6 protein-coding genes, 1 other RNA gene and 1 pseudogene are annotated in these 12408 nt (G+C 43.4%); 5 read left to right on the top strand and 3 right to left on the bottom strand.

What is annotated here, in order from left to right; all coding sequences use genetic code 11:
- Positions 1-237: 237 nt before the first annotated feature.
- A non-coding RNA gene (ssrS, locus tag QUA40_RS25205) (6S RNA) lies at positions 238-425 on the bottom strand.
- A 50-nt stretch (positions 426-475) separates the two neighbouring features.
- Entirely contained in the window at positions 476-1738 is a 1263-nt protein-coding gene (locus tag QUA40_RS25200) for a 5-(carboxyamino)imidazole ribonucleotide synthase (RefSeq protein ID WP_333130955.1), read from the bottom strand.
- Positions 1739-2076: 338 nt separating this feature from the next.
- On the opposite strand from QUA40_RS25200, the gene purD reads away from it, so the two are divergent.
- Both purD and QUA40_RS25190 read left to right on the top strand, forming a co-directional pair.
- Positions 2077-3357 carry a phosphoribosylamine--glycine ligase gene (gene purD, locus QUA40_RS25195; RefSeq protein ID WP_333130954.1) on the top strand — a complete coding sequence of 427 codons (1281 nt, stop codon included), beginning with the start codon at positions 2077-2079 and terminating at the stop codon, positions 3355-3357.
- 170 nt (positions 3358-3527) lie between these two features.
- The gene (locus QUA40_RS25190) at positions 3528-5693 is read left to right on the top strand and encodes an ATP-binding protein (RefSeq protein ID WP_333130952.1); all 2166 of its coding nucleotides are present in this window, start codon (positions 3528-3530) and stop codon (positions 5691-5693) included.
- Between the two features lie 120 nt (positions 5694-5813).
- Here the strand turns inward: QUA40_RS25190 and QUA40_RS25185 are convergent, their stop codons facing one another.
- Positions 5814-7169: an O-antigen ligase family protein gene (locus tag QUA40_RS25185; RefSeq protein WP_333130950.1), complete on the bottom strand. Its 1356-nt coding sequence runs from the start codon at positions 7167-7169 to the stop codon at positions 5814-5816.
- A gap of 34 nt (positions 7170-7203) precedes the next feature.
- Here QUA40_RS25185 and QUA40_RS25180 point away from each other — a divergent pair, with 34 nt between their 5' ends.
- The 3 genes and pseudogenes from QUA40_RS25180 to QUA40_RS25170 form a co-directional block, all read left to right on the top strand.
- Positions 7204-8634 (top strand): SLBB domain-containing protein, encoded by a 1431-nt coding sequence (locus QUA40_RS25180; protein WP_333130948.1) that lies wholly within the window; start codon positions 7204-7206, stop codon positions 8632-8634.
- 21 nt (positions 8635-8655) lie between these two features.
- On the top strand, positions 8656-10887 hold the full coding sequence (locus tag QUA40_RS25175) for a polysaccharide biosynthesis tyrosine autokinase (protein ID WP_333130946.1): 2232 nt from the start codon (positions 8656-8658) through the stop codon (positions 10885-10887).
- An 861-nt stretch (positions 10888-11748) separates the two neighbouring features.
- A pseudogene (locus tag QUA40_RS25170) lies at positions 11749-12067 on the top strand (helix-turn-helix domain-containing protein); the annotation flags it as partial.
- Positions 12068-12408 lie beyond the last annotated feature (341 nt).

Genomic DNA, 12408 nt, shown 5'->3' with positions numbered 1-12408 from the left:
TGAGTTTCAGCTTCTAGTCTTATGCACGAGTCTATCTTTTATTAGATAAAGTTATCACCATAAGTTCTGAAGAGCCAATTATCTGCGTTTATCTGTGTTTATCTGCCTTAATCTGCGGTTTTCCTCTCACTCAAAAATTTATAAAATAAACCCACAGATTTCCAATTCTCAATCACCACATATCAAAAAAAATAGGCTAGCCATATTTCACAGCGCCTATCTCAATCAAAATTTTAATGGCTCCCCGCAACGCCGTCTTACCTCAGCTTTTGACCTGGTATTTTACCAGGTGGGTACCGTTGGCTCGGACTTAAAGTTTCTGGGTACAAGCCCAGTTTACTGCTGTCCAAACATCTTGATTCCCGAGAGTTAAGAGTTATAGATCAAAAAAACATTATTGGCAGTCACCAACGTCGCAGTAGAACCTTTATTTAATATATACCAACTAACCAGATTTTGGCAAGCTTCGAGCAATTTAACTTGCATACCAGATAGATTCTACGGTTTGAGCGAGATCCTCTGCTGACGATCGCCCCTGAGCCACCTTGTCCGCGTCGAGCACAACTGTAACGTGACCGAGTTTGCGGCCCGGGCGCGATACTTTCTTACCATACCAATGTACAAAAGCACCGCTAATTTGTGCCAGTTGTTTTCGTTTGGTTAAATAATCCGACTCAGCCGACTCGTAGCCCAGCAAATTTACCATAACAGCGCCTGCACAGTTCAAATCCGAATTGCCTAAAGGCAGTTGACAAACTGCGCGCAAATGCTGTTCAAATTGTGAAGTTTTGCAAGCATCGATGGTAAAATGTCCCGAGTTGTGAGTGCGGGGTGCAATTTCATTGACTAACAGCTTATTATCGGCGGTTAAAAATAATTCAATGCCGAATACGCCGACAGCTTGCAAACTGTTGAGGAGAGTGCGGGCGATCGCACAAGCTTCTGTTTTCACATCTGAACTAATATCAGCAGGTGCAATCACCAGGCGGCAAACTTGATTTTGCTGTTGGGTTTCCACGATCGGATAAATCGCAATTTCCCCAGTTCCCGATCGAGCTGCAATCACAGCCAACTCGCGATCGAACGGCACAAACTCTTCCACTAGCAAAGACTGACCCTTGAGCTTAGCACGAATTGACTCAAAACTCCCCCCATCCTTAACAATAAAAGTACCTTGGCCGTCATAACCGTGGCGGCGAACTTTGACGACAAAGGGAAAGTCGATCGAGCCAGCAGCCGAGTCTCCTTCCATCTGCACGCTGTCAGAAACAGAAATTGCCGGAAAGTCGATCGCAACCCCCTTAAACAATTCTGGGGGCAAATCCGCGCTGCAATCCCATTCCCAAAACCTCGGAGTTGGCAAACCCAAACCTTGTAAATAACAGCGCTGGACGTACTTATCCAACAAAGGAGAAAGCGACGACAAAGTCGGCTGAAATAACACACCTTGCTGTTCTAGCGACCGCAAACCATCCAAATCCACAAACTCATTTTCAAAAGTAATAACATCGCAGCCAGCCGCCAATTGAGCCGTCGCCAAAACATCATCAACAGCAGCCAAAACAACACCAGCAGCCACCGAAACTGCCGGGTCAGTAGCATGGGGAGTTTGTACTACCAATTCAATACCTAGCGCCCTAGCAGCATCCCCCATCATCGCAGCTAGCTGGCCACCGCCGACAACGCCCACCCGCTTAAATTTGGCAGACGAACTCGCAGCGGTTTGATTTGATTTCATGTGAGTAAAATTCCGCAAAGTCAACCTGCCTATCTTATCGCTATTTGCCCCCGGATGAATTACAGTAAGTGAAGAGTTAAAAGCCAAAAAATAGTTTTAATTCCCTGATTAAATCGAGGCAGAACCTAGAAAAATTGGGCCGCTAAAGTCTTTAATTATTGCACGCTCCCAGCGATTGAGAAACAGCCGTCGAACCCCACCCCTCCAGAAAAGTGCCACATCTAGCAATTCCCTAGCGCCAAGCATGGCATAATTGACAGCACTGCAAAAAGCAGATAGACAGATGCCAACACTGAAAATCAGACATTCAGGGAACAAAATTTATAGGTGAGGATACTGTGAAAGTTTTAGTTGTGGGAAACGGAGGGCGCGAACACGCGATCGCAAAAAAACTGCTAGAATCTACGCGGATTAAACAAGTATTCTGCGTACCGGGCAACGGCGGCACAGCTACCACCCAAGGCTGTCAAAATCTGTCGCTCAACATCGACGACTTCCAAGGCATCGAACGCTTTGTGATGGTCAACAACATCGGATTAGTCATCGTCGGCCCCGAATTGCCCCTATCGCTAGGCATCGCCGACTATTTCCAACAGAAAAAACTCATGATTTTCGGGCCCACCAAAGCCGGTGCCCAAATTGAATCCAGCAAATCCTGGGCCAAAGAATTGATGCTCGAAGCAGGCATCCCCACACCCAAAGCTGCCGTATTTACAGACGCAGAAGCAGCCAAAGCATACGTTCTGGAACAAGGAACCCCAATAGTTATCAAAGCAGACGGACTCGCATCAGGCAAAGGAGTCACCGTTGCCACCACCGTCAAAATGGCTCACAGCGCCATCAACACCATTTTCCGAGGCGAATTCGGCACCGACAACATCCGAGTAGTCGTCGAAGAATTCTTAACAGGTCAAGAAGTCTCGATTCTCGCCCTCACCGACGGCATCACAGTGGAACCGTTGCTGCCGGCCCAAGACCACAAAGCTATCGGCGAAGGCGACAAGGGAGCCAACACCGGCGGTATGGGAGCCTACGCCCCAGCCCCCATTGTCACCCCGGAACTCATGGAAAGGATTCAAGAAGAAATTCTCGAACCCACCCTCGCAGCACTGCAAAAACGCAAAATCGACTACCGGGGTGTACTCTACGCAGGTTTAATGATTACCCCCGACGGAGAACCCAAAGTCTTAGAATTCAACTGCCGTTTCGGAGACCCCGAAACTCAAGCGGTTTTGTCGCTGCTGGAAACTCCTTTGGAAGATTTGGTGCTGGCCTGCTGTCAGCAGCGTCTCGGTGAAAATTCTATTCGCTGGAAGTCGGGGGCCTCTGTTTGCGTAGTTTTGGCTTCTGGGGGCTATCCTGGAAGTTATCAAAAAGGCAAAGTTATCACAGGTATCGAGGACGCTGAAGCCAAAGGAGCAGAAGTGTTTCAGGCTGGCACGCAGTTGAAACAGCAGCAGTTGGTGAGCGACGGCGGCCGGGTTTTGGGCGTGACTGCGACGGGAGAAACTTTGGAACAAGCTATCTCCAAAGCTTATGCAGCAGTTGATTGCATCCAATTTGAAGGGGTCTACTGCCGTCGGGACATCGGCCGCCGAGCGTTGGGCGATAAAAATTAGGAATTGTGACATCGGCCGCCATCCGAAAGCCAAGCAATCTCAATGTAGAAATGTAACAATGAAGTTTGGTATCTCTGCGGTGGCGGTAGCGGACAAGTCGCAGCAGAAAATTCGATCGGGAGCCAACGGAATTGATCTTGCTTTTAATATTGAACTGGTGAACTGGTGAAATGCTGGCCATACTAAACAAAATCGGAGAAATTATTGCCCGCTGGTGGTCGGATTTTACCCTCCAGACCCGCCTGATGGCCGGTGCTACCCTCGTAGTGTCGTTAATTATGAGCGGCCTGACATTCTGGGCCGTGAATACTATCCAGCAAGACGCCCGACTTAACGATACTCGTTACGGCCGTGACCTCGGCCTGCTGTTGGCGGCAAATGTGGCGCCGCTGATTGCCAAAAACGATCGCTCCGAAGTCGCTCGCTTTTCCCGCCAATTTTACAGCAGCACTTCCAGCGTTCGCTATATGCTTTACGCTGACGAAGCGGGGGATATTTTCCTGGGGATACCCTTTTCGGAATCCGAGGTGGAAACTTCCCTGACGCTGCGCCGCCAGATCAAACTTCCCGATAATTTTATCGCCGATATTGAGGCGAGAAATTTAACTTCTTTGCCTTTGGTGCGGCAGCATTTGACGCCTGATGGAGAAGTTACCGATGTATTTGTGCCGTTAATTCATGAAGACAAATATTTGGGAGTTTTGGCGATCGGTATTAACCCAAATCCCGCAGCAGTTATCTCTTCAAACTTGACTAGGGATGTCACTTTAGCAGTATTTGTCACTATTTGGGTGATGGTAATTTTGGGAGCTGTATTTAATGCCCTGACAATTACTCAGCCAATAAAACAATTAGTCTTTGGGGTAAAAAACATCGCCAGCGGGAATTTTAAGCAGCGAGTTGACCTCCCTTTGGGTGGAGAATTGGGCGAGTTGATTGGCAGTTTTAATGAGATGGCCCAGAAACTAGAAAGTTATGAAGAACAAAATATTGAAGAGCTGACAGCGGAAAAAGCTAAGTTAGAAACTTTGGTTTCAACGATTGCTGATGGCGCGCTTTTATTAGACGCAAATTTGCAGGTGATTTTAGTTAATCCGACGGGGATGCGGATTTTTGGATGGGAAGGTAAAAATGCGCTCGGAGTAAATGTTCTGAACATTTTGCCTTCGGAAGTGCAGCAGGACTTGGCGAGACCTTTGCAGGAAATAGCTGCGGGTGATCGCGAAGGCGGCGAATTTCGCATCTCTATGAGCGAACCCGTTAACCGTACAATTCGGATTGTTTTAACTACAGTCATTCTGCACAAAGCGCCTGGTGCCGAACCGCTGTGCAAAAGCTGCATCCGCCATGAGGAAGATACCTGTACCGAGCCACAACGCCCGCTAGCTGTAGAGTGTACTTTCTACGAGCAAACCTCGAAGCATCAAGGTTCTGGAAATTACCGAGAAAGTCTCAAAGGCATTGCAATGACAGTGCAGGACATCACTCGGGAAGTAGAACTCAATGAGGCTAAAAGCAATTTTATCAGCAATGTTTCTCACGAATTGAGAACGCCTTTATTTAATATCAAATCTTTTATTGAGACTCTCCACGAGTACGGAGAAGACCTTCTAGAAAGCGAGCGCAGGGAATTTCTAGAAATTGCCAATCGAGAAACCGATCGACTAACTCGTTTAGTTAACGACGTGTTAGACTTGTCGCGACTGGAATCCTGCCGAGTTTATCACTTGGAGGCTGTTGACCTCCCGCAAGCTGTCGAACAAACCCTGCGGACTTATCAGTTGAATGCTAAGGATAAAGGCATTGAATTAGAGCAAGAAGTTGACCCGTATTTGCCGCCTGCTTTAGGTCATTACGATTTGTTACTGCAAGTATTTGCAAATTTAGTAGGAAATGCCTTAAAATTTACTCAGTCCGGTGGCAAGGTGGCCATTCGAGCGTATTTGCTAGAGTCGGAGGCTGCGACTAACAAAGACGGCAAATCCGGGAACCACAACTTGTCACCGAATGCCGGACATTTTCCGGTAGTGCGGATTGAAATTTCTGATACGGGAATTGGCATAGATCCCGAAGATCAACAAGCAATTTTCGATCGCTTTTTCCGGGTAGAAAACCGAGTACACACTTTAGAAGGAACGGGATTAGGTCTTTCTATTGTCAGAAACATTATTGACAAGCACCATACTAAAATTAATTTAGTTAGCGAAGTTAATGTGGGTACGACTTTTTGGTTCGACTTGGCAGTTTATCAGCCGAAACAAACAGTAGAGATGGAAAATTCTTGGCCCATGGAAGCAACGGTGGAGAGTGAAACAATTGCAAGTCATGTTAAGTGAACCCACTTAATTAAACGTAAAATGCGATCGCTTTTAAACCCCCAACTTCTTTAAGAAGTCGGGTAAATGCCTATTCTGTTTAAAGATTCCCCTAATGGGCCTCACCAAAGGCTGACATCATCATTGTGGATTATCCTTAGCTGTCCTATCTAAGCTCAATTTTACCGATAAAACTACATACCAACACCAATAAGTACCAATACCAAATAATCCCCCCTCTGTCAAATTAGTCATTAGCGTAAATGTTAATAGATACAAAGGCAAACCTGACTCGGGAAAACTTTCTTTAACTAGGTACTTTATACCTCTAAATATATTATTAAAAAATGACAAAACAAACAATGATAATCCCACCCACCCCAGTTCGCAAAGTATATCTATAAAACCATTGTGAGAGTGGGGTGGCACAAAACCAGATTTAGCTACTAGAATGCCGTAAGCTGGGTTTTCCAAGCCACGCCAAGGCTGCCAAAATCCTGCCATTCCATAACCAAATAGGGGATGATTTTGATTAATTCGATCAATAATTAAAGGCCAAAAATCGGTTCTACCCGTTAAAGTCATATCTTTGTTCAAACCATCCACAATAATAGCCTCTAAATTATTTAACACCAAAATACTTATAGCTATACTCCCCACCAAAAATAAGATAAAGCAGAGAAAAGCCCATTTAACAGGTAATTTTTTTAATAGGGCTAAATAACTCCACAAACTGATTAATACAAGTGTCAAAATCCGACTAGCACCACTACAACCTTTTTGCAATCCTACTAACGCTATTAAAGTAATAAATAATGATAAATATCGATATTTACGCTCCTTAACAGCATATAAAACCCATAAAGAAGCTGTATTAGCCATTTGAAAAGAAAAAGGGTTTTTATGGCCAAAAACTCCTGTCCAACAACCGTCCAGTGCTGGATTTGGTTTCACAACTCCCCATAAAGCTAATAAACCTGTTAGCCATCTCAATAATCCATAAATTTCTAACCAACTGTACACTTTCCCTACATAAATAGAAACCAGAGTTATTTCCCAAATAGCAAAAATAGCCCGAAAAGTAACTTCAGGAGTTTCTGACCACAAGCCAGACAAAGTCATAATCAACAAAAACAAACCTAAAAAAATGTCTCCGGCTATCCATTTAATTACTACAGAAACAGCTTTTTTAGTAGTTTTAGATAATCGGGGAAATAACATTAATATCATGGTCCCATAAATAACAAGTTGACCAATAATAGTTGGGGGTGTACTTTCTAAATTGTATAAAACTTTAGGATTGAGTTTAGTAAAGGGCATCGCTATGAGCCCCGAACCACCAGTGATGGTAAAAAAAAGTATCCCCACAAAAATCTTTTCTAATGTGAGACCCCATTTGGGATGACGTGCGACTAAAATATAAAGAGTTACACAGAGGACAAGCGCTAAACAAAAAAGCATCAACGCAAACATCGGCACTCTTAAAATCTCTTTCATGGCTTTACCTCTATCATCAAATTTGTTACTATCTATGAAATGGCTTACCCTTCCTGCCTTACAAGTGCCACTGCTGGCGCTGGTACTCACTTTCTCCTACCCTCAAACCAACCTCGCTCAGTCCCCAGCCCCCACAATAAGCATTAATACTGACTACTATCTAGGTGGTGGAGACAATATTAGAATTGATATCTACGATCTGCCCCAGCTTAGTGGGGTGTATCAAATTCCCGCTGGGGGAGCTATTCAAATCCCGGTTATTGGTAGTGTTTCCCTTCAAGGATTAACTTTAGAACAGGCAGCCCAAGTTATCACTAGAGCTTATGGCCGGGTCGTAAAAAGACCTTTAGTTACCATCAGCTTACAAGCTGCCCGCCCGCTCAATATTTGGTTGTCGGGTGAAATAAGTCGTCCCGGCTCCTACTCATTGCCCCTAGCTAATGGAGGTGGAAATACACCATCAGTTCAGTTTCCTACGCTTCCTCAAGCTTTAGAAAAAGCTGGGGGTATTCGAGCTAGCGCTGATATCCGCCGGGTAATTGTCCGACGGCGTATCAAGGCTAACCAAGAAGTAACTATCACTTATAACCTGTGGGATTATTTACAAACTGGTCAAACCACCCAAGACATCACATTGCGAGATGGAGATCAAATATTGGTTCCCCCTCAAGAAACAATTAATTTAGCGGAAACAAATCAAGTTAGTGAATCTAATTTTTCTATACCCGCAGAGCAACCCCGTACTGTCTCAGTCTTCGGAGAGGTGAAGCGTCCCGGTAGATATGTAGCGATCGGTGGTGATACCCAAAATGGTCAAAGAAGCAGTGGACAACCGACCATCATTCGTGCTCTACAATTAGCTGGTGGCATCACCTCAATCGCTGATATTCGCCAAATCCAACTCCAACGTTATACTAGAAGTGGCCAACAACAAATCAGGACTATTAACCTCTGGCAATATTTGCAAGAACAAGATACCTCTCAAGATACTATACTACAAGAAGGGGATATCATATTTGTCCCGACCGCGACGGCGCTCGACCCAGGAGAAGTTTCTGTTTTAGCTACTGCTAGCTTTGCTCCGGCGACTGTGCAAGTGAGTGTTATCGGAGAAGTCAATACTCCGGGTGGGCTCAAATTACCTCCTAATACTACCTTAAATCAAGCAATTATGAATGCGGGGGGTTTCCGACTAAGTCGCGCTAACTCGAGATCCGTGGAACTGATCAGGCTGAATCCTAATGGAACTATATCCAGATCGGAAGTAGCAATTAATTTGAATCAAGGAATCGATGCTCAAACCAACCCACTTATTCAAGATAATGACATAATTATAGTGGGACGATCGAGGACTGCTACCTTGGTAGACACCATTACCACTGTTCTCACACCAGCTAGTAGTATTATCGGTGGAATTCTCGTTCCCACCCGACTAATAGAGCTACTCAGACTCTTAGGAAATTAGGAATTTCATAAAATTAGCCTTATGGATAAAAAGCTGTTTTCTCCCCCAAAGGATGATCTTAATGGTCACTATCTGTCTGCACCCTCCCGTAACTACGTAGCTAGTACCCCAGAAGAGGATGACCAAGTCCTTGATATGAATTGGGTAATAGCTGTCGTGAAACGTCGCCTTCTGGTGATGGCGATAGTAACTGCCAGCCTCGCTACTTTGAGCGGTACTGTGGTGATCAGGGCGGCCAAAAAATCTATTACTGAGTATGAAGGAAAATTTACAGCTTTAGCAGAACCCCTTACGACTGACGATCGGCTATCAAAGCTCTTAGTCCAAGCTCAAAATAACAGTATAGGCATCACCGACTTAAACAAAATTAAGTCATCAGCGGAAGAAGGTTCCTCGGTGGACTATCAAAGTTTAACGCGCGTTTTAAAAAGCCCCGAAGTGCTAATACCATTAGTTAATAAATTGCAACAAAGATATCCCAATTTGAACTATAAAATTCTCAACACCCGCTTGACTATCCAACGTGTTACTTTCTTGCGAGATGGGAAGCAGGGGGGCACTAAGCTCTTAGATATTAGCTACCGCGATCGAGACACCAAGCGCATCCAATATGTGCTGGAAGAAATTGCCAAATATTACGTAGAATATATGGGCAAAGAGCGCTTAAGAGTTAGCAAACAAAGTATAGATTATATTGCTAAACAAATATCACCTCTCCAGCAGAAAGTAGATAATTTGCAACAGGAATTACAAGTATTAAGAGTTAAGTATAACTTTAATCAACCAGAACTACGCAGCCGCAGCCTATCAGATCAGCTAGATAGTTTAACTAATCGTCGCCTCGAAGTGCAAGTACAACTAGCAGAAAGTAGGCAGCAATATGAAAGCTATAAAAAAAGATCTTTAACGGGCGATAATCGTTGGATTGTGGAGATTAGCCCCAAGTCTTATGAAAGTTTAATGGGCAGAGTAAATGAAATAGAGTCGCAATTAGCTTTAAGCTCTACTCAATTTTATGAAAATAGCCTTCCCATGCAATCTTTGCGGGAAAAGCAGCAAAGTTTGCGCGATTTAATGCAAAAAGAAGCTGAGTCTGTCCTCTTTCAGATGAAATCACAAGTAGAACAGTTGGAAGCTCGCGAGCGATTGATAACTAAGAGCCAAAATTTACTGCAAGCACAAATAACTCAACTGCCCCAAGCTCAACGTCGCTATGATGACATACAATTAAAACTAGAACTAGCTAAAGATACTCTAAAACTGTTCCTAGAAAAACAAAAAACTTTACAACTTGATGCTGGTCAAATTGATAGCTCTTGGCAAATTATATCTAAACCACACTTAGTCACAGACGAAAAGGGTGATATTTCTCCAGTAACCCCAAAACCAACCCGCCGCCAACTAGCGATCGCGATCGTTATTAGTAGTTTACTAGGCATTGCTATAGGTTTCCTAGTAGAAGTTTTAAATACTGTTTTTCATACTCCGGAAGAAATAAAGTCAGCAACTAAATGCCCTCTTTTAGGAGTAATTCCGATCGCCAAAGCAATAAAAATTAAATCTCGTAGAGGCGAAAGTGTTCCACCTAAATTCACTAGCGTAAGTTCAACTACTAAAAGTGCAAGCTTAAAACGAATAATAGTATCAAATTACAAAGATTTTCCGGTGATAGAGGCATTTCACTACTTATACACAAATATTCAGTTATTAAATGCTGAACACCCGATAAATTCTTTAACCATCACTTCGACCATTAAAGGTGAGGGTAAATCCACGGTAGCAGTTTATTTAGCTAAAACGGCTTCTGCTGTGGGTAAACGAGTATTATTAGTAGATGCTAATATGCGTTTTCCTCAACTGCACGCATACCTTGGCATATCAAATATGAGAGGTTTAAGCGATACTTTGACTTCTGATTTAAGCTTAAATGAGGCTATTCAGCGATTGCCAGACGATGACAATCTTTTTGTGCTCACTGCTGGTACTGTTCCCCCAGATCCAATTACATTACTTTCTTCCAGAAAGATGCACTATTTAATGGAACAATTCCTAGTCTTATTTGATTTAGTAATTTACGACACGCCACCTTTAATGGGTTTAGCTGACGGTCATTTACTAGCTTCTCAAACTGATGGTACAGTGCTGATAGTAAAAATTGAAAAAACTGATCGCGGCCTGGTAAGCAAAGCCTTAGATCAACTCAAGGTAGCCGATTTTAAAGTATTGGGAGTAGTAGCTAATGGGGTTAAATGACGGACGGTAAAATGGAGTTTGATATCCGAAGGAAGAAGTAAGACAATTTTTGATGGTTGATTTTGGGTTTTAGAGAGGTAATAACTTACTGGATATAGGTTGGGAGTTAGCCTAGAGTTGGATTATTTTGGGAAACTGGTATAAGAAGTCGATGTAAAATGCAAGATAAGTAAATCAACACTACTTAAAGCCCACATTCCGCAGATGTGATTCATGTTACTGGTATTTTTGAAAAATCACAGCCATCAAACTTTTTTAACTTTAGTGTCTACTTTTTGTGAAAATTAATAGACAATATCTCCAGTTGAATCCCGGCTTTTTTTCCTGACAATAACTTGCTCAAGTTATCAGATGGAGTGTAGACTAAAAAATGGTCGGAGCTAAAAGTAGCTGCCTTTTAAGCTCAGGCAAGCTGTTGCTCAAAAACTCAAAAAGCAGGAGATTAAACAGCTAATCTTGAAGACTTTTTGCGTCGAGAAATCCGTTTTTTAACAGTGGGATAGCACGGCGCCTTAGTACGTACCTTTCCTTTTTCCCAACCAGGGGATTTTCCCCTCTGTTTAGGTAGTTGAGCCGGAGTACCAATGTCAACTAAAACCGACAACATTGATTGGGCAACACGTCAGTAAAGTTAAATTGATAGTAGCAGATTGCCCCGCGTAGTATATTCTCGACCACTAAATCCCTAGCTACCCAGAGTTGCCAACTCATCAATGGCGGTAGTAATAAATATGTAGTGATTAGATATTTATTGGCTAAAAAGATAGTTGTAATGATGGATAAAATAGCAAATATAGCAGCCGCCAAGGCGGTTAAGACGTAGACTAGAAGTAGCCCCAAATCCGGATCTCATCTTTCCCCATGCCCAAACCCTACAGTTACGACCTTCGTCAGAAGGTGATCCAAGCTATCAAGCTGAATGGCTTGAAGATTAGTGAAGTCAGTCAACTGTTAAACATTAGTCGCAACACCATTAACTTGTGGATTTCGAGACAGACCCAAACTGGAGACTGTCAAGCATTGCCCAATCAACCGCCTGGTAATGGTCATAGAATCACTGATTGGGCAAAATTTCGCGAGGCAAGCCCAAACTCATGGGGATAAAACCCAAATGGAGATGGCCACACTTTGGCAGGGGCAAATTAGCTCACGCACCATCTCGCGGGCTTTGAAGAAGATCTGTCGGGGCGACAAGTTGCCTATAACGCTGATTGAATAAGTCTCATAGCTCTCAAGCCTTGTTGATAATTAGGTAGTTTGTGTGGGTACAAAGACATTAATTCAACAACAACCAGCCAATTACTAGACATTGAATCGACCCATGATTCACCCCAAAGTCCAATATAAAAAGTGCTATGTCTAGCATATTTTCTCAGGGTAAGCTCATCTAATTTGGTATAAATTGTACTTGACAAAAAACCGCTAATAGGCTCTATATAGGTGTACCGAAGTCAAACCTATAATCAAGTTTGAATCTTAACAAAGTCAATCAAGTTGAAACGGAGTCAAAGACAATGACAA

It is taken from the genome of Microcoleus sp. Pol11C3, assembly GCF_036701485.1.
In the GTDB taxonomy this organism is placed as follows: Bacteria; Cyanobacteriota; Cyanobacteriia; order Cyanobacteriales; family Microcoleaceae; genus Microcoleus.
Note: the sequence above shows the minus strand (reverse complement) of the source record. Positions and strands in the feature narration are given on the sequence as shown.